The following is a 22,783-nucleotide window of genomic DNA, read 5'->3' as shown; positions in this document are numbered from 1 at the left end:
GGGAGGCTATCAGAGGCCGAGCTTAGCGCGAAGGGCCTTGGGGAGAGCGTCCTTGTGGATGGCGATATTCATCGTCTTGCCGGCTACAAAGGCAGGGGTAACGTACCAGATGCCCTTGTACTTGCCACTCTCGCCCCAGGAGTTCTTGACCATATAGAATTTCTTACCATTCTGATCCTTGGCGATACCGTAGATCAGCATGCCGTGGTCATCGGTCAGCTCGAGGGTGTCAAAGCCCTGCTGGCGATACTCGGGGGTCACCTCGATCTCCTTGATACCGGGCTTGGAGATGCGCTCCATCACCATGCGGTGACGCTGGTTGTCAGAGGCACCTACCCAGCGCTCCTGATCGGAGCCTGCATTCTCCGGCAGGTCCAGGTCGGCGAGGATGCCGAGACCATCGCGGGTAAATCCGGGCTCGCTCACGTCCGTGCCCCAGGCGATGGTGAATCCGTTATTGATCGCATTGTCGATCGTCTCCATCAGCTCGTCGAGGGTGACGTTGTAGCTGGCGCTGTGACGCCAGTTGTCGGGGATCGGGATGATATAGGGCTCGTAGAGCGGCTGGCTCATGTAAGAGGTGAGGGATACATAGTTATTCGCATCGATCTTCATGGCCTTGCGGAGGCTCTCCGGGGTATAGGTCTTACCATCTACAGTGAAGGTCTTGGGTGCCACGCCGAGGTAGGAATCGATGATGCCGTCGAAGGCCTTCGTCCAGACGGGAGAGAGGCTGTTGCGACGATCCATCTGGTTGACCAGTCCGTCGAGGAAGCCCTTGGTGATGGCGTAGAGCTCCTGGTGGTTGTGGCGCTTGGTACCGTAGTTGAGTCCCTGCATCTCAGACATCGGGATGATGCCGTAGTGCTGCACGGCGTAGATGACGTCGTAGAAGCTTCCGCCCTCGGCAAAGTTCTGGTTGCCGTGGTAGCGCACATAGTCACGCGCCTTATCCTTATAGGACATAGAGGCGGTGTACATAGGTGCGGTGACCAGCTTGGGACCACCCTGACGGATGGACTCAGCCTCGAGGAAGGAGTGGGTGCTGAAGGACCAGCAAGTACCGGTGGATGCCTGATCCTGTACCGGGGTGATCTCGCATGCCTTCACGGTCGTGAAGACATACTCGTCAGACTTCTGATCAGAGGTCTGTGCTGCAGCCGTGAGGGTAAAGGTTCCTGCGACGGCAAGACTCATCAGTAGATAAGAAAGAGTTCTTTTCATGCTGTGATAAAATTAGTGGTTTGAAAAACTAAAATGTGGTTGAATGATATACTTAGCTGTAGGGCTTCAGGTCGAGATCCTCTGCCAGTCGCTCGACCCACTTATTCTTCTTGACGAAGTAGTCATACTTCTCGGCCGGTGTCGTGGGTCCCAGCTCCCTCGGGTCGTTGACCACGGGGAAGGAGATCGTCAGGAAGTCATTGCTGAGACTGTCTCTGAGGTACTGGAGCAGCTGATCCGAGACCTTCTCCATCTCCGCTTTCTCCGTCTCGCTGAAGACCTTCATCTCCAGTGAGTAGGGGGGCGTGAAGACCGGTGGATGATCCTTCATCGCCCCGGCAATCAGACGATCCACGTGGGGCTGATGTCGATAAGTCGTCCACGCTGCCTTGAGTTGCTCCTCGGTAAAGGGATTATTCCTCTTAGGCTGATTGGGCAATGGGGACGCAGTAGGCTGTCCCTGATCAGCGGTGCGCCGTCCCGTGGAGAGCGAGAAGCCATAGCGGCTCTGTGCACTCTGCTGAGAAGCGTTCCCGCTCGGCTGGTGATAAGGTGGTACCTGCGGTGACTGCTGTTGCTGCTGCGGAGTACCCCATTGCGGTTGCCCCGCGCTCTGCTGAGGTGCGCTCTGCTGAGGCGCTGCCTGCTGAGGTGCGCTCTGCTGCGGTGCGCTCTGCTGCGGTGCGCTCTGTTGAGGCGCTGCCTGCTGCGGTGCGACCTGCTGGGACTGTGGGGCATTCGGCTGGCTCTGTACCGGTGTGGGAGTGGCTTGAGCCTGCTTCGGTGGGGTGGTGGTCTCCGCTACCTCAGCGGGAGACTTTAGCTCGCTTGTCGGTGAGAGCTCGCACATATGGAGGAGAGCCACCTCGAGGGCAAGCCTTCGCTCGCTACTGCTCTTATACTTGGAGCCAAAGGCGGTAGAGATCTTCAGGTAATTCCAGATCAGTCCCGGCTTCAGGGCAGTGCTCACCTTGCTTAGGCGTTCCTTGATCGACTCCGGAGCCTCCACGAGGGCGATGGTATCCTTGGTCCGAGCCACGAGGAGATTGCGGAGGAAATTGGAGAACCCCCTCATCACCACGTCTGTGTCGTAGCCACGGCGGAGGAAGTTGTCCACCAGCTGGAGCACCTTATTATGATTGCCACGGGTGATGTAGTCGAGGAGTGAGAAATAGCCGTCCTCATCGAGGAGGCTTAGGTTTTTCCGCACCCCCTCGACCGTGACTGAGCCGTTGCCAAAGCCGGTGATCTGGTCAAACATACTCAGCGCATCGCGCATCCCGCCGTCGGCGCTGAGTGCGATCAGCTGGAGTGCCTCCTTATCCGCCTTGATCCCCTTATCCTTAGCCACATACTCCAGGTGTCGGGCAATATCATCGGAGGTGATCCGACGGAAGTCGTAGACCTGACAGCGTGAGATGATGGTCGGGAGGACCTTCTGCTTCTCCGTGGTGGCGAGGATAAAGATGGCATGCGCCGGCGGTTCCTCGAGCGTCTTCAAGAAAGCATTGAAGGCACTGGAGGAGAGCATATGCACCTCATCGATGATGTATACCCGGTACTTCCCTGTCGTAGGGGCGATGTAGACCTGATCGATGAGGTTACGGATGTCGTCGACGGAATTATTGGAGGCCGCATCGAGCTCAAAGATATTGTACGACCGCTGCTCATTGGCAGCGATGCACTCGCTGCACTCATTACACGCCTCACCCTCCGGCGTGCGATGCTCGCAGTTGATGGTCTTGGCAAAGATGCGGGCGCATGAGGTCTTGCCCACTCCTCGTGGACCGCAGAAGAGGTAGGCGTGGCTGAGCTTATCCTCCTTGATCGCATTGAGGAGCGTGGTGGTCAGTGCCTCCTGCCCCACCACGTCTCTGAAGGTGGAGGGGCGATACTTCAGTGCCGATACGACAAAGTCACTCATCGTCGATTACAGAGATGAGGCGTCAAAGTTGATCGGCAGTAGGTCTCGGCAGTCCTCGACCACAAGTGCCGACTCGGGCCCTGCGAGGATCACGGGGAAAGGGTGGTGATGGCGGTCAGCCATCTCCAGCATCACCTGGCGGCAGCCTCCGCATGGGGCGCAGGTCTTGATGATCGTGCCATCCTCCTTTGCACCCACGATCACGAGCGAAGTGACGGGGTCATCGGGATAGAGGGCACCCGACTGGAAGAGGGCGGTCCGCTCGGCGCATAGTCCGAGGGGGTAGGAGGCGTTCTCCTGATTGGTCCCAAGGACAATCCGTCCGCTCTCCAGACGGAGGGCGGCAGCGACGTGGAAGTGGGAGTAGGGGGCATAAGCTCCGGAGACAATCTCCTTCGCCTTAGCCACAAGCTCCTGATCCTCCGGTGAGAGCCGGTCGATCGGTAACTCCCTGACAGGTATCTCTATATCTCTACGCTCTGACATAAATTCGCTTTGCTTAGTACTCGTAGCGATAAAGATACGAAAATTCTCCCGATTTTTTGCCCTTTTTACTCTTCCTTTACGACCTTTATAGAGGATAAAAGAGCGGCAGGAGCCAGACCATCGCTGCTATGACGATGATCTGGAGTGGAAGTCCCACCCTCACATAGTCCATAAAGCTATACCGCCCGACACTCATGACCATAGCGTTGGGCGTCGTGGATATGGGGCTCATAAAGCACATACTTGCCGATACGGTGACACCGATCATGAAGGGTAGGGGATCCACTCCCAGCCCTGTCGCAGCCTGGAGAGCAATGGGGGCAAAGAGGACCGTCGTGGCGGTGTTACTGATGAACATCGATAGTACCTGCGTACCCAGCATGATCCCGCCGAGGACAGCGTAGGGTCCGTAGGCACCAAGTCCGCTGACAATACCGCCCGAGATCACCGTGGAGAGGCCGGTGTTGTCCATCGCAGTGGCGAGCGACATCATACAGGCGAAGAGGATCACACTCTCCCAGCTGATGGTGCTGACAGCATCCTTGGCGCTGCGGAAGCATCGGGTAAGGATCAGTAGCGCATCGGCAAGGAGGACTGCAATCACCGGTGGAAGCCACTCGAAGATCATAGCCAGGATCATCAGCAGGATGATCACCGCTGCCAGCGGTCCGCGCTCGCTGATGATTGCCTTGGAGGCCTCCGCGGAGGGCTCGCCCAGCACGATCAGGTCCGGCTCCTGGCTCCCAAGTCGCTCGATGTCCTCCCATGTGCCCTGCACCAGCATCATATCTCCCTCGTGGATCCGTACTCGGGAGAGTCTCTGCGTGATGTAGGAGTTGTGTCGCTGCAGTCCGACGACGCTTATGCCATAGTTTTGTCGGAGCTTTGTCTCGCTGATCTGCATGCCGATGAGTCGGGAGCTGTGCTTTACCACCACCTCGGCGAGCCCATACTCGCTGAAGGAGAGCTGTCCCGAGAAGGGTCTCTCCTCATCGAGGAAGGTGAGGCCTGTCTCCTCTGCCAGCCGCCGGACATCCTCGTATGCCCCGCTTACGTGGAGTACAAAGCCTCTCTCGAGGGTGGTCTCCGCTGTAGGTACCGTGGCGCGGGCACCTATGTGGACCCCCTTCACTCCGATCACGCTGCAGTGGAAGCGGCCCGTCAGGTCTGCTTCCGAGAGGGACTTTCCTCTCAGGTTACTGCCCTCCTCGATCCTCAGTCGATAGAGATCCTCCAGGAGGTTGTACTGATTACTGAGCTGCTCCGGGCTCTTACGCAGCCGTCGTCCGGTCGCATGACCATCGCTTCTCCTGCTCAGCACCTTGGAGAGCGGCCAGAGGAGAGCCCCGCAGAGCAGGAGGATGATCAGCCCGACTGGCAGGGTGGTGAAGAATTGTAGTCCCTCTCTCCCCGACTCGATCAGGGCATTGTGGACGATCAGTGTAGGCGGCGTGCCGATCAGCGTCATCATCCCCGAGATACTGCAGGCAAAGGCCATCGGCATCAGTAACCGGCGTGCATCCACGCCCGATTGCGAGGCTATCGTCACCACGATCGGCATAAGTATGGCGACGGTGCCGGTGTTGCTGACGAAGAGTCCCACGATGATCGTCACGAGGATGACGAGGTAGAAGAGCCTTAGCTCACTCTCCCCGGCAAGGGAGAGTACCTTATTGCTGATCAGTCGGGCGAGACCGGTCTGGGTGATGGCGCCCCCGACGATGAAGAGCCCGGCGATCATGATGACGACCGAATTGGAGAATCCTGCCAAACCCTCCTCCGGCGTGATCACTCCTGTCAGCACGAGCGCCACCATCGAGCAGAGCGCGATCACGTCCGACCGGATCCGCCCCCACATCAGTAGTACTGCCGTAAGTAATAGGATGATAAGAACTTGTACCATCGAAAATCAATTGTTGTGCGGTGGTGATTATTCTCTGTCGGTTTTCTACAAAGATACTTAAAAAGACCTTGTCTCCTGACTTGTTACCCCGATCATATTAGGATGGAGATGACGCATTTGAGCCTTACTGAAGCCATTCAAATGCTCCATCTCTGCCAATAAATTTAATCCCAAGAAAAACCATCATTGCCTAAGATGGTGCTTGCCGAACATAATATGGCCGGCTCGCAGTTTGATCTGCCGGGAGGGGGGTAGAGTTGATCCGAGAAGGAACGAACCAATACAGTAGCTTATAGAATGAAAGAGACCGGGGCTCACTTCGGCAGCACTATCGCAAAGGATCTCCTCCGGGACAAATGCCGATATTAGCTCCCTTATCTCTGTTGCTTACATAGGCCCTAACGGACTTTGCTGTGGAGCTCATAAGGGGAGTGGTGCCCAATGCCCGATGGATAGGCAGTCTATCTAATACCGATATTAGTGAAGTCTAATATCGGTATTAGGCTTCACTAATATCGGTATTAGAGATTTCCCTGAGGAGTGGGCTGTTTGGGTACGGGTGTTTCACTCTCCGGGTAGGCTTGATGGTGCGACGCCATTGCGGGTGCTTCGTTTCCCACTCTTCACAGTGAGTTGAGTGGCTTATGTGCCACTCATATGCGTCACCCCTGCCCCGATCACAGGACCGATCTGGGGGCCTGCCCGTCAGTAGACGCGACTGCATTTTTCATAATATGCTTATTATGCTTAACTTTGCGCACGCAAAAATTGAAGATTGAGATAACGTAATGGAAGCAGCATGGGAGGCGATATGGTCCTCCGGTACACCGATACAGACCATCCTACTACTCTGTGTGGTCTGTGCTATGGGCGTCTACTTAGGCAAGGCTAAGATCAAGGGCTTTACACTGGGCGTGACTTGGGTCTTCTTCGTAGGGATCCTTTTTGCGCACTTCGGTGCGCGGGTCAATGGGGATATGCTTCGGGTGATCCAGGACTTTGGGCTCATCCTCTTTATATATGCCCTCGGAGTGCAGGTGGGGCCGGGCTTTGTCTCGTCATTTCGTCAGCACGGGGTTTGGCTCAACCTCTGGGGCTTAGTGCTGATCGCCGGTGGCTTTGCGATGCTCTTTATCCTCCTCGAGACTACGGGGCTGGACCTATCCGGGCTCATCGGTACGCTCTCCGGTGCAGTCACCAATACGCCTGCCATGGCGGCCGCACAGCAGGCGGCGACGACGGCGCTCTCTGATCCGGCGGAGATCCTTCGGTCGACCAATGATATGGCGATCGCTACCGCCATCACCTATCCGATGGGCGTGGTGGGGGTGATCCTCGTCCTCGCACTCCTCAAGCGCCTTTTCCCCCACAAGACCGATCAGCACAGCACGCTGGTGGACAGCGAGTCACAGCATACGGCACGAGAGTATGTGGTCTCCAATCCCGCCCTCGATGGTCAGAGGATGAGTAGCTTGCAGGATATTCTGGGCGGGCACTTCATCGTGTCACGGCTCTTCCGTGACGGGGAGTATATCACACCGACCAAGGACACGCTCCTCCATACCGGAGACCACCTCCGGGTGGCTAGTGAGCGGGGTGATGTGGAGCGACTGACCTACCTCTTCGGTGCCGTGGAGGATCGAGAGGATGAGCTGAAGTGGGACAACGACCGCGATCCGCTGGTGATGCAGCGCCTCTTGGTGACGAAAGAGTCCTGCAATGGCGTGAAGCTGAGTCAGCTGAGGATCCGTAGTCGCTTTGATGTCAATATCACCCGAGTGACACGCAATGGCATGGAGCTGGTCGCGCGACCCAATCTTCGGCTCCAAATGGGTGATCGCCTGAGTGCCGTAGGTCGGGAGAAGGACATCAAGGAGCTGGCCAACGTCGTGGGTAACGAACTGAAGCCGCTGGATACGCCCTACGTGGTGTCAATCTTCCTCGGCATAGCGTTGGGCTGCCTGCTGGGTATGATCCCGGTCTATCTGCCGGGACTTGCCGCACCGCTGCGGCTGGGGCTGGCGGGCGGTCCGATCATCGTCGGTATCCTGATGGGGGCTTATGGTCCGCGCTTCAAGATGAATATCTACATTACCACAAGTGCCAATCTGATGCTGCGTAACTTAGGTCTAGCGCTCTTCTTGGGCGGTCTGGGTCTCAGCAGCGGGCAGCACTTCTGGGAGATGCTGGTGAATGGTCCCGGTCTGGAGTGGTTTGCCTGGGGTACTGTGATCACTGTCGTCCCGACGCTGATCGTAGGGCTGGTGGTGCTTAAGTGGACCAATATGTCTTACAATGTCGCCTCAGGGATGCTCACCGGTGCGATGGCCAATCCCATGGCACTCAGTCTCGTCAGCGATGGCGATGACGATGATGATCCGACGATCAGCTATGCCACCGTCTACCCGATGGCGATGTTTGCGAGGGTGATCCTGAGTCAGCTGGTGGTGGGACTCTTCCCCGGACTCTTGTGATTTAGTGCCTGAGTAGGCTTGGAGATTTCAGAAAATCATCCTACCTTTGCAGAGCAAAAGGGGACGGGAGGAAATGCTTGAATAGCTCAGTTGGTTAGAGCATCTGACTGTTAATCAGAGGGTCCTTGGTTCAAGTCCAAGTTCAAGCGCAGGTTGAGTAAGCGGCTGAGAGATCACTCTCAGCCGCTTACTTCGTTTGTTGGCAACTGCCACCTCGAGACCTACAGAAGTACCTACGGGCGGCCGAGAGCTCTTTTCTCGACCGCCCGTAGGTGTCTTATGTAGGCGGTATGCTTACTTCCTCAGTCGCACATTGAGCTCGTCCTGAGCCATATCCCTGAGCTTGCTCAGCTGCTCATCGTCCGGCTCCCGCTCCAGCCCCTCCTGTGCCGTGTCGAGGGCGTGGGCGTAGTCACCGAGACGGAAGTAGCTCTGGGCCGCCTTACGGAGGTAGAAGAGGTACTTCGCGATGTCCCTCTTCTTCGCGCAGAAGTTGATCACCTCCTCCACGACGTCGATGTGAGCGGAGTACTCGCCGAGTGCAAAGTAGGCGTTCTCCAGGACGAAGAGCGTATTGATGTTATTGGGCAGCTCGCTACGCTTCTCGTTGATGAAGTCGAGTGCTGAGTGCCTCGTGGTCTCCTTGACCTCCAGATCCTCTGTCGCGGTGTACATACGCACATAGGTGGTTATCGCCTGCTTGATCGCCTGCTCTACGCGCTTCCCCTCCTCGATCGAGGCTAAGAAGCCCTTGAGTGCTCCCTCAAAGTCTTTCTCGTTCATGAGGCGGATCCCCTCGTTGTAGGCATCGTCCCCATCCTCGGGGTCACGATCCTTGTCCAGCACTTTCTCGAGAGCCTCGAGTACCTCCTTGGCACTTTGGTTCTTGGGGTACTTATCCGTGATCAGGCGCAGGAGGTTGCGCGACCGAAAGAGGTCCCCCTGCGTGGTCCGCTCCATCACGGTATCCAGTAGCTTGTCCACCGTCTGGGGACGGACGATAGCCTTCGCCGTCAGCCCCTTGTGGTTGGAGGCGGGGAGGAATACCACCTCAATATTCTCTCCGGAGAAGTCTCTGAGAGAGCTGTCGATAATATCTGATCGATTAAAGTAATAGCGTCGTCCGTCTGAGATGTCGATGAAGCCAAATTGGTAGGATGGTCGGAGCTGCACGATCTTGCCGATGGGGGAGATCACCACTTGGTCCTCTTTCCTGCTGGCACTCTTTGCCTGGACATAGGCTTCGCGGACGCCCTTGACCGCCTCCTCATTTCTCTTTTTTGTCTCACCCTTCTTGCTCCAGTCGTTGAGCAGAGACGGATCCCGCTCTGTCAGCACTGAGAGAGGGACGCGATCGCCCGGCTTGTATTTGGTAAAAGGCTTGGCCGGCTCTGTCTCCTCGGGTGAGGTCTCAGTGGGCGACTTCTCCTGCTCCTCTTCTTTTTCGGGTGCGGCATCGTCCCGGGCATCGTCGGGGCGGGTCTGCTCGCTGATGGAGGAGAATGTACGTATGCTAGACTCGCTGATGCCCTTGACTTGATTGTTGCTAAGTCTCAGGACGATGTAGTCGGGGCCGATGAATTCGATCTGACCCTGTACCGTCTCAGTGTCCGTGGTGATCTCGATGGGATCACCGACTGTGAAATTGGACTTTAAAAATTCGATCATAATAAACTCAGGTAACCTCAGAGGAAATCTAAGCACAATAGGTGCCACCACTCTAAGTATTACAAATGTAATAAAATCATCGCATAAGTTCCTTTCGGAATAGGCAAAAGAGGGGTGGAGGGGGCCTTTTTCGACTTAATCGCATCAGGGAGAGTGAGCTTGATGGCGTTCGTTGCAATTTGTGTAACTTTGCACGCACATTTTAGGACGAAAAAGATGGAAGAAAATAAGATCAGAAATATCGCGATCATCGCTCACGTCGACCATGGTAAGACCTCTCTCGTGGATCGTATGCTGCAGGCGGGTAACCTCTTTAGGGACCCGAGTGAGAAGCTGGAGCAGGTACTGGACAGCAACGATCTGGAGCGTGAGCGAGGTATCACGATCTTCTCCAAGAACGTCTCCATCCAGTACAAGGACTACAAGATCAATATCATCGACACCCCCGGGCACGCTGACTTCGGGGGTGAGGTGGAGCGCGTCCTCAATATGGCGGATGGCTGCCTCGTGCTGGTGGATGCCTTTGAGGGTCCGATGCCGCAGACCCGCTTTGTATTAGAGAAGGCCCTCCGCATAGGGCTTAAGCCGATCCTCGTCATCAATAAGGTGGATAAGCCCAATTGCCGACCCGATGAGGTGCAGGAGAAGGTCTTTGACCTGATGTTTGACCTGGACGCATCTGAGGAGCAGCTCGAGTTTCCCACCTTCTACGGCTCTGCCAAGGAGGGCTGGATGAGCACCGACTGGCATAAGCCGACGAAGGATATCACTGAGCTGCTGGACGGCGTGATCAAGTATATCCCTGCGCCACCCATCAACGAGGGACCGCTCCAGATGCTGATCACCTCCCTGAGCTACTCCTCTTATGTGGGGCGTATCGCCATCGGTCGTGTCCATCGCGGCACGATCCGCGCAGGGCAGGAGATTGCGCTGATGAAGTCTGATGGCACGATCGAGAGGCAGCGGATCAAGGAGCTGGATATCTTCAGCGGTCTTGGTCGGCAGAAGGTGGACGAGGTGCACTCCGGCGACCTCTGTGCCGTGATCGGCATTGACGGCTTCGAGATCGGAGAGACCATCGCCGACCCCGAGTCCCCCGAGATGCTCCCCACGATCGCCGTCGATGAGCCTACGATGAGTATGCGCTTCACGATCAATAACTCCCCCTTCTTCGGTCGTGAGGGCAAGTACGTCACCTCGCGTAAGATCGAGGATCGGCTGATGCTGGAGACGGAGAAAAACATCGCTCTCCGTGTAGAGCAGACCGATAGCGCCGACAGCTGGATGGTCTACGGCCGTGGCGTCCTCCACCTCTCCGTCCTGATCGAGGAGATGCGTCGTGAGGGCTATGAGCTACAGGTGGGTCAGCCTCAGGTGGTCATCAAGGAGATCGATGGTCAGAAGTGCGAGCCTATCGAGGAGCTGGAGATCGAGGCTCCCGAGGAGTGCGCCAGCAAGTTGGTCGACCTCTGCATCCGCCGCAAGGGAGAGATGGTGGCTATGGAGACCAATAACGGTCGTGTCAGCGTCACCTTCCACATCCCCTCTCGAGGGATCTTTGGGCTCAATAACGCTGCCCTCACGCTCTCGAGCGGTGAGGCCATTATCTCGCACCGCTTCCTCTCCTTTGAGCCCTGGAAGGGGGATATCCCCGGTCGCACCAATGGCTCTATCGTCTCGCTGGAGACCGGCAATGCCTTCGCCTACGCACTCAACAACCTGCAGGACCGCGGACGCTTCTTCATCGCTCCGGGTGAGGACGTCTACGAGGGTCAGGTGGTAGGGGAGCACAATAAGGACAACGACCTCCCCTGCAATGTCTGCAAGTCAAAGAAGCTGACCAATGTACGTGCTGCCGGGAGTGACGACAAGGTGGTGCTCGCACCGCCCATCATCTTCTCGCTCGAGGATGCGCTGGAGTATATCAAGTCGGACGAGCTGGTGGAGATCACCCCGAAGAGCCTCCGTCTGCGTAAGATCCTCCTCAGTGAACTCGATCGCAAGCGGTCAGGAAAGTAAGCAGGCACATTGCGGAGTTGCGATAAAATCGTAACTTTGCGTCACGAAACCGGTGGGGGAAGGGTTTTGCGGAAATAGCTCAGTTGGTAGAGCGCAACCTTGCCAAGGTTGAGGTCGCGAGTTCGAGTCTCGTTTTCCGCTCTTTTGATTCACCGCCCGAATGGTGGAATCGGTAGACACGAAGGACTTAAACTCCTTTGACCCGAATAAGGTCGTGCGGGTTCAAGTCCCGCTTCGGGCACAGAGAGAGAGGGGTGGGGGAGAGTCTTCTCTTGACACAGATAAAAGCGCACGTCAGGCACTACAGTCCGACGTGCGCTTTTTTTGCTCTCTTCTCGGCCTTACTCTGTGAAGTAGTGCCTGGCGATGCGACTCGAGAGGCGGGAGAGGATCTCGTAGTGTATCGTGTCGCAGGCATCGGAGAGCCGGGTGATGGGGAGCTGGTCGTCAAAGATCACCACCCGACTGCCCTCGATGGCGGTCGGTGCGTCGGTGAGGTCGAGCATCACTGCATCCATACAGACGTTGCCCACCGTGGGGACGAGGGCGCCTGACTCCGTCCGGAAGAGCGCCCGACCGTTGCCCAGCTGCCTTGGGAGCCCGTCCGCGTAGCCTATCGGGATTACTCCTATGCGGGAGTCGCGCTTGAGGAGTCCCTTGCGCCCGTAGCCGACAGTGGCACCGGCGGGTAGATTGCGTGTCTGGAGGATCACGGAGGATAGTGACGCTACCGGCTCCAGCCCCATCGGGTCCACCTGCAGGGGGGAGAGCCCGTAGAGCCCACACCCGAGCCGGACCATATCGGACCTGTAGTCCGGGAAGCGTGTCATGCCGGCGGTATTGAGGGCATGCTTGAGGAAGGGGTGAGGTAGCGCCTGACGAAGTCGCTGCTCCACACGATCAAGCATCGCCAGCTGTCGGTAGGTGTAGTCGTCCTCAGTCGGCTCGTCTGCGACCGAGAGGTGGGTGAAGATCGAGGCGACGCGGACCGCACTGGTCCGTGAGAGGATGGTCAGCACCTCCTCCACCTCATCCTCGTCAAATCCGGTCCTGTGCATGCCCGTATTCCACTTCAGATGGATGGGGTAAAGGTGGGCGCCATACCGCTCAGCGGCCGAGATAAAGTCGAGGAGGAGGTGCTTATTGAAAATATTTGGCTCCAGGTGGTTGCTCATGATCTGCTCATACGACCCCGGCTCCGGATTCATCACCATGATTTGCGTGGTGATGCCGAGGCGGCGCAGCTCTTTCCCCTCATCGCAGACAGCTACGGCAAAGTAGTCCACCCCACCGGTCTGCTCGAGGTATCGCGCCACCTCGTTGCTCCCGAGACCATAGGCGTTGGCCTTAAGCATGCAGGTAAATTTCATCCCCTTCGGAAGGTGTGCTCGGTAGAGGTCGAGGTTGTGTCCGAGACGAGAGAGATTGACACTAAGGATCGTCTGGTGCACTCGCCGGACCATCCTCCTCACGATCTCCTCGAGATGGCTCTCGTGAGCGCCCTTGATCAGCACCACGTGATCAGCGAGGTACTCCTCCGGATGGTCAGCGAGGAAGTCCTCCGTCGTGCGGTAGTATCTCGCACTGGGGTCAAAGGAGGCCCGGTACTGTCCCATCTCGTCGCCTATCAGTATGATCTCGGAGAGGTCAAAGTGGCGGAGGAGACTCGAGATCGTGGAGTAGAGCCCCGTCTTGTCGTGGCTGCTCTCGCGGAAGGCTGACAGAATGACGGCAGATGGCTTGGAGAGTAGCTCTTGTCGGCGCCTAAGGGCAGAGAGCGCGATGGAGAGGGAGTCGAGATCGGCATTGTAGGTGTCGTTGATGATCGTCATGCCATGCTCCCCCTCCAGGGTCTCGAGGCGCATGGAGACCGGCTCCAGCCTGCGGGTAAAGGAGAGATCCTCCAGTCGCTCCGGCGCCAGCTCCGTCAGCACGGAGAGTGCCAGGTAGCAGTCCTCGATCGTCCCGTCGTCAAGGAAGGGTAGCTCGAAGTGAACCTCCCTTCCATTCAGAGTCGCATCCACATCCACGCCTCCGGGAGTATGCACCTCCTTGCAGATCGAGAGGACCGCATCCTGACGACTTCGGCTCCAGCCGGTGAGTACAAAGGGGTAGCTCCCCTCCCGCAGGACGGTCTCCAAGTCAGGATCCAAATCAAGGCAGCCATAGACCCGGTCGCAGTGGCGGAAGAGCTTAAGCTTCTCCCTGATCAGCGCCTGCCGGTCGGGGAAATTCTCCATATGGGCCGTCCCAAGGTGGGTCAGCACTCCCAACGTCGGCAGTATGATCCGCTCAAGCCGATCCATCTCGCCCGGTCGTGAGATGCCCGCCTCGATGAGAGCGAGGTCGGCGTCATCGCTGATGCCCCAGAGGGAGAGCGGCACGCCGATGGCAGAGTTGTAGCTACGAGGGGAGCGAGCCACATTTCGCACCCCTCCGATCATCTGATAGAGCAGCTCCTTGACGGTCGTTTTGCCATTACTCCCCGTGATGCCGACGACAGGCATCGACAGCCTGTGGCGGTGGAGGGAGCCCACCTGCTGCAGGGCGGCGAGGGAGTCTGGCACCACGATGAAGGAGGCATCGCGGTACTCATCGGTCGGGAAGTGCCGGTCCGATATGACAAAGGCACGCACCCCCCGGCTGTAGAGTGGCTTGATGTACCGATGCCCGTCCTGCTTCTGGGTGACGAGAGCAAAGAAAAGTGTCCCCTCAGGGAAAGTGAGTGCCCTAGAGTCGGTCAGGAGGGTGGTGATCATACGGCTGTCTCTGACCGTCGGGCATCCCAGTGCCGAAGCTATATCGGTGATAGTTACTGATGTCATAGATGTGATAGTATCTCTTGTATCCGCTGTATCTCACGATCGAGATAGTCTCTCGGCAGCTCTGCTCGGATCTCAAGGAGGGCACTGAGGAGTGAGTTGTAGTGGTCTCGTAGGCTGCCCGGACTGTCTGTCAGCGGTCTGTGAATGAGCTGCTTGCGCACTCTCGCCCACCTCTGCAGCGTGGGCCCGCTCTCCTCTCGGAGGTAGCACTCGCGGAAGCGCTCGATGATGTACTCCGCTGCTTGGTCGCTGGGATGCGCCATATCTCTGTCGTAAAACCGGTAGTCCCTCAGCTCGTCCTGCATGATCTCATACGAGGGAAAGTAGGAGACCCGATCGGGGAAGAGCTCTGTGAGACTCTCGGCAGCCAGCAGCAGGATCGCCTTGCTGAGGCGACTCTCGTGCGCCCCATCCCTGTAGTGAGGGATCGGGCTGACGGTGAGGAGGATCCTGATGCGGGGTGCCTGCTCGATCAGTAAGGGGATCAGTCGGCTCCAGTCGCTGACGATCTCATCGACCGACAGCCGCCGGCGGGTAAAGTCCTCGGCGGGCAGCTTGTGGCAGTTATTGACCACCTCCCCCTGTCGCTCGTAGACCCAGGCGGTGCCGAGGGTCAGGATGAGTAGGTCAGTCTCCGCAAGTGCGGTCCTTGATCTCTCAAAGGCCTCCTGCATCCCCTGTAGAGCCATCTCCCTACTACTGTGAGAGAAAGCCCCATGGTGCATCATAGAGTGCCACCGACCATCTCGGAGGATCATCTCCTTCTCACGCGGTGCTCTGCCTGAGAGCAGACGCTCCATACCCTGAGCGATGGAGAGAGGGTTGTACATGATCCCATAGGGCGAGTCCGATACATCGTAGAGCTCTCCCATAAGGTAGTCCCTCAGACGGGTGGAGAAGCAGGAGCCCCAGAGCGCGAACCGATCTCCTCGGTCGTAGAGCCTATCCGGCTTTTTTATCTCGATGACTTTGCGAAAAATCATACCCCAAAGGTACCGATAAATACCGCTATGTGCATTGAAAAACGATCGCAAAAAGGGGGCAATGAGGAGCCTTCCCCTCAGCCTTTTCTCTAATACCGGCTAATTCGCATTTTGATGTGCTGGGACGGGAGGGGAAAAGAGATTACCTTTGTTGAGGAGACAATAGATAATAGATGAGGAAGTTGTTAAGAGGCTATGGAAGCAGCAGAGATAAGGGAGCTGATATCGGCATTTGTTCCGGAGGAGATTCTTCACGACTTTGAGCTGAAGGAGGTGAAAAAGGAGTGTGGGGTGTACCGACTCTATATGGAGACGAGAAGGACGATGAGAGCCATTATCCTCCGGAGCTGACGGAAGCCAAGGAGGTGGTCCGATGTGGCTATATGAATCCCTGCGAGATCCAGACTTTTTCAGCCGGTTGCGAGGCATTCATCTACATACGACGGCGGCGGTGGAAGGAGAAGGGTGGTCGAAAGTCCTTTTTCAACACCTATAAATACACGATCGAAAGGATCAAATGCACACCGAAGTTCGGTGCTTTTTTAAAAGAAATTGGTCGAGGGGAAGCCGATAAGCATTGGTAGTATCGCCTATGTCCTCGGGACGGAAGCGAAGCGTCTTGACCGGTGGTACAAGGATTACCTGAGTGGTTTTCGTGAGGCAGATCGGGACGGCAGGATCGGTCGAGACGACATTGAGGTCCGGCGAGAGGGCTGTCGAAAAAAGATAAGGGTGCCGATCCTAATTTGTAAGGACAAAAAAGCATGAAGTCGAAAGAAAGTTCCTCACATATGGCATGCCGGAAACAAAAGAACAGAGCTCAATGGGGACAAGTCCAAACTTGACCTGGTAGTGAGGATTGATAAACCAAAGTCTACTGTCAAGGATCTCTAATTTGGACTCTTCACAGAGTCTGAGAAAGCTTTCCACGGACACACCGGACTCCTTGATCTCCAATAGCTCTCTAATTGTACCCTCTCTTTCTCCAGCCAATGAGAGCAATCCTCTATAAACCTGCTTGGGCAAAAGATGTATCCACGGCAGGTGCGAGATGATCGGATGGTCACACATTTGCTGATGCCCTCCAAAAGGCATTTGCCAAGCAGGAAATCCTATGAATGCGACACCAGACCTCTCCTTTAACAGCGCACCTAAGCGTTGCATGAATGGCAACTTTTTGGACGGACTAATATGCTCTATGACATCGTGACAAATCACCACATCAAAGCCTCCACAGTCTAATGGACAGTTAAGGAAATCATCTGTCAAAAATACTCCTTGAGCCTTGTTAAGCCTGAAATATCGCTTTGCAAGAGCGATTTTCTTCTCCGATAGATCAACACCGGTAACCCTCGCTCCGGAACGGAAGAAGGGGAGCAGATTGCCCCCCTCGCCACAGCCAATCTCAATAATGTCTAAAGACTCAAGAGAACCAACAAAACTCCTGACATAAGGCAAATAGAATGCCTGAGAGGTCGCAACCTCTTCGCCGAAATAGGCGAGCCTATCCAAATGACGTCGCTGCATTACAATATAGTCACTTGACCACCGTATTCAATATCAAAGGGCGCATCAATAGTCAACTCCCTATCATATTTGAATGTCAAATAGCCATTGGAGAACACTTTTACATGGTCTGAAACAATCCTCCCTCCACTCACGGACACATCACTATACACTTGTTTATTCTGAAAATAAACTACCCCCTCGTCATTATAGGTTGAGGCTGTCAACAAGGCTGAATAAGCATCAAGCCTTCCATAGCCAACTTCATTATTCCAATCACCATACTTATCCTGTCTTGAAAAATCATACGCAGGAATCTTTACGGCAGTCTTGCAAAGGATCTCATTCACCTCCGACCTATTCAGAAAGGGGTACTTAGAGAGAACAAGTGCCGCTACTCCAGCAACGTGAGGACATGCAGAAGATGTCCCGTTAAACTCTAGGAAATAGTCGCTAGGATCATACCCTCGAGAACCTTGGATATCGGTTGTGGGAATAAAAACCCCTGGAGCAATTAAATCGAGTCCTTCCCCGTAATTTGAACCCCAGTTAATATTGTCAAATGCCATTGGTCTCTTTCTATTTCCATTTGGATCCATTGCTCCGACAGCTAAGACTTCTGAAATAGCACGGGCAGGGTATGAAATCTCAGCAAGATCCTCGTTGCCAGTCGCAAACACCACAATACAACCGAGACCATTTCTTCCTGTATTAAGAGATCGTCGAATGGCATCCTCCAGTATGCTCATCCCTGCAGATCCACTACCTCCCCAAGAGTTAGAAATAACAGCTACTCCTTGTTCTACTGCAAAATTGAACGCATTAGAAATAGCTTCGTATATCCCTACCCTATCACTAAAGTTAATACTTATAGGAAGTATAGGGCACTCGGGAGCTATACCCGAGATCCCGAGCGAATTACTACATCTAGCACCTATTATGCCGGCACATGCAGTCCCGTGGCTTCCATAGATTTTGCAAGGAGATGTTCTTGAAACCGCATCGTAACTCCTTGAAAAGAGGTTTAAGTCCGGATGTGTCAGATCAACCCCTTCATCTATCACTGCGACTACGATGTCCTTGCTACCAGCTGTTATAAGGCGAGCGTTTTCGTAAGAAATGTCAACACCAAGCGTGCCATTTCGTTGACCTGTATTGTTAAGCCCCCACTGAAAATGATAAAGTGGATCATCCAAAGTGGTATTGAGCATACTCCTAAGAGGAAATAGATCCGGCTCCGAAGCCTCAAACCTCTTCGTTTCAGCAAAAAGATTGGCATAGTCTAAGGCATCCCGATCCCCTGGTGCATAAAGACAAGAGAGCACAAACCATAACGGCATAAACTCATTCTGCCGCACCACGGTCAGCCCATAAGTCTTGGCCAAATTCCGCAAAAAGGTCTCGTCTCTTGGTGTCTTTAGTTTCACATATACAGTATAGCCTAAGCCATACTCCTCACCAGAGCTGTCCTTTAAGGTAGATGTTCTGTATACGATATCATTGGAGGAAAGCTTTTGCAAGGATGTGGTGGGGACGACAGCCCATCCGAGACCAGATTCTATAGCATTGGGAGCACCCCCCCCGCTTGGTGTTTCAGCAGACAACACAGAGCCTGAAAATATGGCATCAGACCTCTTTTCTGATGAGAATGATGAGATGTCGCGATAGACGACAAACACTTTCTCAAATGTAGGGGTTAGGAATAACTTCTCTCCTCTATAGTAATAAAAGCGCGTAGCAACGTTACGAGCCTCTGTTTTGGTACTGCGTTGCTCTGATGAAGTGACAGCACTCATCTCCTCACCGATTGGATCAGAGCACCCAAGAAGGCAAAACAGTCCACAAAACGCTACAAGAGCGTAAGGTAGCTTAAATCTCCGAATCATAATCAATGCAAGCTCTGCAAATAGTTGACTTCTCGCTTAAGGTCTTCAACCTGTGAAGAGAGACTCTTCACAGATTCAATGAGAACAGGAATAAGTGCATCGTAGTTAATGAGCTTGTGGCCCTCCTCATCGGTGTATACGATTTCAGGAAGAACTGCTTCTACTTCTTGGGCAATCAATCCAATCTCCTGCGATCCGGTAGCTGTACGCTTTAGCAAGTACCGTTCGTCTGCAAATCTATACGTCACCGGCCTGAGCCGATTAATGATCATCAAACCATCACTGAGTGACCGAATGTTCGTTTTGGCGCGAACATCTGAGTAGGTGAATACTTTTTTCACCTGTATGCTATTGAAAGAACTGGTTGCAGTATTATAGAAAACCACCTGATCCCCTGTGCCGGAGATCCTTGGGTTTGAAGGCATAACATCCATCTTGAGGAAATTACCGCCTTTGCATGTAAAAAACAAGCCGTCGGTGACCATAGTAAGCCCATATGAGTCATATGGCTTTATGTTACCGATGGTAATCTTGTTCAGAGGACGAAACCGCACTTGTGCGGATACGTCTTTTGTGCTTATCAGCGAAAACACAAACAACGCTAAGCAGATAGGGACAATGTGATCAATTCTCATAAGACTATAAATGCTAAGGGTTATGATTATAAGTTTTAGCAAAGGTAAACAAATTCTTCATTCTAAAAAAAACAATACACAATGTGGGTCTGTCCCCTCAGCCTTTTCTCTAATACCGATATTAGTGTGATCTAATATCGGTATTAGGCGAGACTAATATCGGTATTAGATCACGCTAATATCGGTAAAAGAAATTGCCCTTGTAGGAGGGTGACTCAGAGGACCTCAGCCGGGCGCATCGGTGGAGGGAGCAAAGGGGGTGTCTCGGCAGGTGATCTCTTTGCCCAATGACCAAAGAAAGAGGGATGCATCCGCTCGGACACATCCCTCTTTTTCGCTTGGTTATCCGACCAAGGTCTGTGGATTACTCCATGGTCTCAGCGACCTCAGCCTTCTTGACGAGGGTGTAAGCCTTTACATCCTCGGGGAGGGTGCCGTCGGCATTGACGACGATCAGGTTGCCCTGCTCATCCTTCTGCATGCGGATGAAAGGGGTAGCCTCGGTCTCCTCATTGATCTGGCTCATCAGGACGATGATGCCATTCTCATCGATGGTGAAGGTACCATTGTCATGGAACTTCTGCTCACCATCGCTGACGAGAGCCTGATCGTAGGTGTAGCCACCCTCGGGGGTAACTACAAATACGGTACGAAGACCGGAGGCGTCTGCTGCGGGCAGCTCGCCCTCGTAGGTGCCTACATAGGGAGCAGCTACGGCGGCACGTACAGCGGCGATAGAGTCCTGACGTGCTACCTCAGCGAGAGAGTCAGCCTTGGCCTGTGCCAGAGCTGCGTCCTCCTTGCTTTGCTTACCATCGCAAGCAGCCAGACCGAGTCCGAGTGCCAGTGCGATTGATGCGATTGCGAAAATCTTCTTCATGATTATAACTACTTAATTATAGTGATAAGTTTCTGCTCTTGTTGATTCTGAAGTTAGTAGTTAGCTAGCGAACCAATTATTGTGCAAAGGTAAGCAATGATTTTGAATTACGTATATAAATTTGCAAGAACTTTTACCTCCCCGCATCCATCACAGTATCTGTAGGATAAGAAGTACGAGACCGATCACTAGGGAGACAATGTTGGTGTACTTAAGGAGCTTATTGAGCTCCGTGCCGCGCCATCGGTAGATGCAGATGGTCAGTGCAGCGACGAGAGGGGCAATACTCAGCACTATGGCGGTCAGTCCCAGACTCTCGGTGGCGAGGTAGATCCCGGCGGTTAAGAGTATCACCGTCAGGAGACTATTGAGGAGGTACATCGTGGGGCCAAAGCGCTCCCCCATGCGGACGATGATTGTCTGCTTGCCGCTCTCCCTATCCTCTGCATAGTCTCGGTAGTTGTTGCAGACGAGTATGTTATCCTCCCAGATCCCTATGCCGACCGACATCAGGAGGAGGTAGAGCGGTGGGGTGCCACCGATAGCTTCGTAGGTGGCAAGTATCGGCGTCATCCCGTAGAAGAGTACCACTGCCACGTCTCCCAGCCCGTGGGTGGAGAGTGGGTAGGGCCCGTAGGAGTAGGCGTAGACACCGACCAGCACCAGCAGTCCCACTGCGATGAGCCACCACGCTCCCGTCAGCAGCACTGCCGCGAGACCGGAGAGGATGGTGATCCCGGTGGAGATCACCATAGCGATCAGCATCTCTCGAGGGGTCACCTCCCCGGTCACCAACACTCGGCGGAAGCCGATCCTCTGGTCGGTGTCTTTCTCTCCCTTGTAGTCGAAGTAGTCGTTGGCAAAGTTGCTGGTGATCTGCGCCGATAGCGCGACTAGCAGGGCGAAGAGGTAGGGCCAGAAGTCGAATACTCCCTCAGCGATCAGCGCTCCCAGCACCACCAGCATCGGTGCGATGGAGGCGCCCAGGGTGTGTGGCCTTGTCGCGTAGACCCAGGTGCTAAGCCGATTATTCATCCCCTGGCTCCATGAAGAGGTGCTTGTGGAGCTGATTCATCGCCAGCTCCTTGTCCTCCGCTCGCACCACTACAGAGACGTTGTGGTCCGATCCTCCGAAGGAGATCATCCGTACCGGGAGATCCTTTACCGCCTCGATGACGCGGGACTCAAAGCCGACGTTTTTCCAATTGAGGTCACCGGCAATACAGAGGATAGTCATCGGGTAGTCGAGGGTGACGGTGCTGAAGCGTCGGAGATTGGCGAGGATGTCCTCCAGCCGGTCCGTGTCGGTGATGCTGACCGATACTGACACCTCACTGGTGGTGACCATATCGATCGGGGTCCTATTGGCCTCAAAGACCTCGAATACCTTGCGTAAAAAGCCGTAGGAGAGCAGTAGTCTCGTGCTGCGGATCCGCAGCACGGTGACGCCGTCCTTGGCAGCGATCGCCTTGAGTGCACCCTCGTCCATGCGGTTGGAGATCAGGGTCCCTTTTGCCTGCGGCTCCATGGTACTGAGGAGCTTGACCGGCACATTTGCCATCTTGGCAGGGATGATGCAGGAGGGGTGGAGGATCTTGGCACCGAAGTAGGCCAGCTCGGAGGCCTCGTCGTAGTGGAGTGTCCTCACGGGTCGGGTGTGCTCCACGACACGCGGGTCGTTATTGTGCATCCCGTCGATGTCGGTCCATATCTGGATCTCCTTGGCATCGAGGACGGAGCCGATGATGGTGGCGGTGTAGTCGCTGCCACCGCGCTTGAGGTTGTCCATCTCGGAGTAGGCATTGAGGCAGATGTAGCCCTCGGTGAGGAAGAGCGTCTCCGTCGGGTAGTCGGCCATCGTCTGCAGGAGCCGGTCCTGTATGCGCGGGAAGTCCGGCTCCCCATACTGGTCGGTGCAGATGAAGTCGAGTGCGCTGAGTCGGATCGGGTTCTTCCCCTGCTCCCTGAGGTAGAGCTCCATCATCCGCACGGAGATGATCTCGCCCTGACCAAGGACCTGCTTGGTCTCGTAGTCACTGAAGAGTCGCTCCGTCTCAAAGCTCCTGAGGAAGCTCATCTTCTCGTCGACGAAGACCTTTGCCAGTGTCTGCGACTCCTTGCTCTCGTAGAGGGTGTCGATGGTGTGGTAGTACTTCTGCTCCAGCTCGTCGATCAGGCTGAGTGCGCCCTGGACATTGGAGTGGGCAAAGTGGTCACTGATCTCGACCAGCGTATTGGTGACGCCACTCATAGCACTGAGGACGACGATCTTGAAGCGATCGTCCTCAATCAGTGTGGCGACATACTTGATGCGATCGGCGGAGCCTACCGAGGTGCCGCCAAATTTCATGACTATCAGCTCTGAGAAAT

16 protein-coding genes and 3 tRNA genes are annotated in these 22,783 nt (G+C 55.0%); 6 read left to right on the top strand and 13 right to left on the bottom strand.

Features of this window, described 5'->3' with window-relative positions; all coding sequences use genetic code 11:
- Positions 1–9 precede the first annotated feature (9 nt).
- The 4 genes from QZR17_RS06025 to QZR17_RS06010 form a co-directional block, all read right to left on the bottom strand.
- Complete coding sequence (locus tag QZR17_RS06025; protein WP_297128907.1) at positions 10–1,224, bottom strand: C1 family peptidase; 1,215 nt, start codon at positions 1,222–1,224, stop codon at positions 10–12.
- Positions 1,225–1,276: 52 nt separating this feature from the next.
- Entirely contained in the window at positions 1,277–3,148 is a 1,872-nt protein-coding gene (gene dnaX / locus QZR17_RS06020) for a DNA polymerase III subunit gamma/tau (protein WP_297128904.1), read from the bottom strand.
- Between the two features lie 6 nt (positions 3,149–3,154).
- Complete coding sequence (locus QZR17_RS06015) at positions 3,155–3,634, bottom strand: cytidine deaminase (protein WP_296158663.1); 480 nt, start codon at positions 3,632–3,634, stop codon at positions 3,155–3,157.
- A gap of 85 nt (positions 3,635–3,719) precedes the next feature.
- Positions 3,720–5,537, bottom strand: coding sequence for an SLC13 family permease (locus QZR17_RS06010; protein WP_297128902.1), 1,818 nt, complete (start codon positions 5,535–5,537; stop codon positions 3,720–3,722).
- Between the two features lie 788 nt (positions 5,538–6,325).
- Between QZR17_RS06010 and QZR17_RS06005 the strand changes: the two genes are divergently transcribed.
- Positions 6,326–8,011 (top strand): putative transporter, encoded by a 1,686-nt coding sequence (locus QZR17_RS06005; RefSeq protein ID WP_297128900.1) that lies wholly within the window; start codon positions 6,326–6,328, stop codon positions 8,009–8,011.
- Between the two features lie 75 nt (positions 8,012–8,086).
- A tRNA-Asn gene (locus tag QZR17_RS06000) sits at positions 8,087–8,160 on the top strand.
- Between the two features lie 145 nt (positions 8,161–8,305).
- Here the strand turns inward: QZR17_RS06000 and QZR17_RS05995 are convergent.
- Positions 8,306–9,679, bottom strand: coding sequence for a tetratricopeptide repeat protein (locus tag QZR17_RS05995; protein WP_297128899.1), 1,374 nt, complete (start codon positions 9,677–9,679; stop codon positions 8,306–8,308).
- 216 nt (positions 9,680–9,895) lie between these two features.
- Here QZR17_RS05995 and typA point away from each other — a divergent pair, with 216 nt between their 5' ends.
- From typA to QZR17_RS05980, 3 genes are all read left to right on the top strand, one after another.
- Positions 9,896–11,698 (top strand): translational GTPase TypA, encoded by a 1,803-nt coding sequence (typA, locus tag QZR17_RS05990; RefSeq protein WP_297128897.1) that lies wholly within the window; start codon positions 9,896–9,898, stop codon positions 11,696–11,698.
- 68 nt (positions 11,699–11,766) lie between these two features.
- A tRNA-Gly gene (locus tag QZR17_RS05985) sits at positions 11,767–11,839 on the top strand.
- Positions 11,840–11,852: 13 nt separating this feature from the next.
- A tRNA-Leu gene (locus QZR17_RS05980) sits at positions 11,853–11,939 on the top strand.
- A gap of 100 nt (positions 11,940–12,039) precedes the next feature.
- Here QZR17_RS05980 and QZR17_RS05975 read toward each other — a convergent pair.
- Positions 12,040–14,523, bottom strand: coding sequence for a bifunctional UDP-N-acetylmuramoyl-tripeptide:D-alanyl-D-alanine ligase/alanine racemase (locus QZR17_RS05975; protein WP_297128894.1), 2,484 nt, complete (start codon positions 14,521–14,523; stop codon positions 12,040–12,042).
- A complete protein-coding gene (locus tag QZR17_RS05970) occupies positions 14,520–15,506 on the bottom strand; it encodes a GSCFA domain-containing protein (protein WP_297128892.1) in 987 nt (328 codons plus the stop codon). The genes QZR17_RS05975 and QZR17_RS05970 overlap by 4 nt, the downstream gene beginning before the upstream one ends.
- A gap of 195 nt (positions 15,507–15,701) precedes the next feature.
- Here QZR17_RS05970 and QZR17_RS05965 point away from each other — a divergent pair, with 195 nt between their 5' ends.
- Positions 15,702–15,857 (top strand): hypothetical protein, encoded by a 156-nt coding sequence (locus QZR17_RS05965; RefSeq protein WP_297128889.1) that lies wholly within the window; start codon positions 15,702–15,704, stop codon positions 15,855–15,857.
- Between the two features lie 390 nt (positions 15,858–16,247).
- On the opposite strand, the gene QZR17_RS05960 is transcribed toward QZR17_RS05965, so the two are convergent.
- The 6 genes from QZR17_RS05960 to QZR17_RS05935 form a co-directional block, all read right to left on the bottom strand.
- Entirely contained in the window at positions 16,248–17,033 is a 786-nt protein-coding gene (locus QZR17_RS05960) for a class I SAM-dependent methyltransferase (RefSeq protein ID WP_297128886.1), read from the bottom strand.
- On the bottom strand, positions 17,033–18,808 hold the full coding sequence (locus QZR17_RS05955; protein WP_297128883.1) for a S8 family serine peptidase: 1,776 nt from the start codon (positions 18,806–18,808) through the stop codon (positions 17,033–17,035). Before QZR17_RS05955 ends, QZR17_RS05960 begins: the two co-directional genes overlap by 1 nt.
- A gap of 92 nt (positions 18,809–18,900) precedes the next feature.
- Positions 18,901–19,533, bottom strand: coding sequence for a tail fiber domain-containing protein (locus QZR17_RS05950; RefSeq protein WP_297128880.1), 633 nt, complete (start codon positions 19,531–19,533; stop codon positions 18,901–18,903).
- Between the two features lie 364 nt (positions 19,534–19,897).
- Positions 19,898–20,413: a copper resistance protein NlpE N-terminal domain-containing protein gene (locus tag QZR17_RS05945; RefSeq protein WP_297128878.1), complete on the bottom strand. Its 516-nt coding sequence runs from the start codon at positions 20,411–20,413 to the stop codon at positions 19,898–19,900.
- A gap of 150 nt (positions 20,414–20,563) precedes the next feature.
- Complete coding sequence (gene menA / locus QZR17_RS05940) at positions 20,564–21,448, bottom strand: 1,4-dihydroxy-2-naphthoate octaprenyltransferase (protein WP_297128876.1); 885 nt, start codon at positions 21,446–21,448, stop codon at positions 20,564–20,566.
- On the bottom strand, positions 21,441–22,772 hold the full coding sequence (locus QZR17_RS05935) for an aspartate kinase (protein ID WP_297128924.1): 1,332 nt from the start codon (positions 22,770–22,772) through the stop codon (positions 21,441–21,443). The genes menA and QZR17_RS05935 overlap by 8 nt, the downstream gene beginning before the upstream one ends.
- Between the last annotated feature and the right edge of the window lie 11 nt (positions 22,773–22,783).

This window comes from uncultured Porphyromonas sp., from assembly GCF_900541275.1.
Lineage (GTDB): Bacteria > Bacteroidota > Bacteroidia > Bacteroidales > Porphyromonadaceae > Porphyromonas_A.
The sequence above is the reverse complement of the archived record's forward strand: the minus strand, read 5'-3'. Positions and strand labels throughout refer to the sequence as shown.

What these genes read in the sequence shown, in the direction of transcription:
- typA (WP_297128897.1), top strand. Translation starts at nt 9,896, where the DNA reads ATGGAAGAAAATAAGATCAGAAATATCGCGATCATCGCTCACGTCGAC.
- QZR17_RS06005 (WP_297128900.1), top strand. Translation starts at nt 6,326, where the DNA reads ATGGAAGCAGCATGGGAGGCGATATGGTCCTCCGGTACACCGATACAG.
- menA (WP_297128876.1), bottom strand. Translation starts at nt 21,448, where the DNA reads ATGAATAATCGGCTTAGCACCTGGGTCTACGCGACAAGGCCACACACC.
- QZR17_RS06010 (WP_297128902.1), bottom strand. Translation starts at nt 5,537, where the DNA reads ATGGTACAAGTTCTTATCATCCTATTACTTACGGCAGTACTACTGATG.
- dnaX (WP_297128904.1), bottom strand. Translation starts at nt 3,148, where the DNA reads ATGAGTGACTTTGTCGTATCGGCACTGAAGTATCGCCCCTCCACCTTC.
- QZR17_RS05945 (WP_297128878.1), bottom strand. Translation starts at nt 20,413, where the DNA reads ATGAAGAAGATTTTCGCAATCGCATCAATCGCACTGGCACTCGGACTC.
- QZR17_RS06015 (WP_296158663.1), bottom strand. Translation starts at nt 3,634, where the DNA reads ATGTCAGAGCGTAGAGATATAGAGATACCTGTCAGGGAGTTACCGATC.
- QZR17_RS05970 (WP_297128892.1), bottom strand. Translation starts at nt 15,506, where the DNA reads ATGATTTTTCGCAAAGTCATCGAGATAAAAAAGCCGGATAGGCTCTAC.
- QZR17_RS05995 (WP_297128899.1), bottom strand. Translation starts at nt 9,679, where the DNA reads ATGATCGAATTTTTAAAGTCCAATTTCACAGTCGGTGATCCCATCGAG.
- QZR17_RS06025 (WP_297128907.1), bottom strand. Translation starts at nt 1,224, where the DNA reads ATGAAAAGAACTCTTTCTTATCTACTGATGAGTCTTGCCGTCGCAGGA.
- QZR17_RS05965 (WP_297128889.1), top strand. Translation starts at nt 15,702, where the DNA reads ATGGAAGCAGCAGAGATAAGGGAGCTGATATCGGCATTTGTTCCGGAG.
- QZR17_RS05955 (WP_297128883.1), bottom strand. Translation starts at nt 18,808, where the DNA reads ATGAGTGCTGTCACTTCATCAGAGCAACGCAGTACCAAAACAGAGGCT.
- QZR17_RS05960 (WP_297128886.1), bottom strand. Translation starts at nt 17,033, where the DNA reads ATGCAGCGACGTCATTTGGATAGGCTCGCCTATTTCGGCGAAGAGGTT.
- QZR17_RS05975 (WP_297128894.1), bottom strand. Translation starts at nt 14,523, where the DNA reads ATGACATCAGTAACTATCACCGATATAGCTTCGGCACTGGGATGCCCG.
- QZR17_RS05950 (WP_297128880.1), bottom strand. Translation starts at nt 19,533, where the DNA reads ATGAGAATTGATCACATTGTCCCTATCTGCTTAGCGTTGTTTGTGTTT.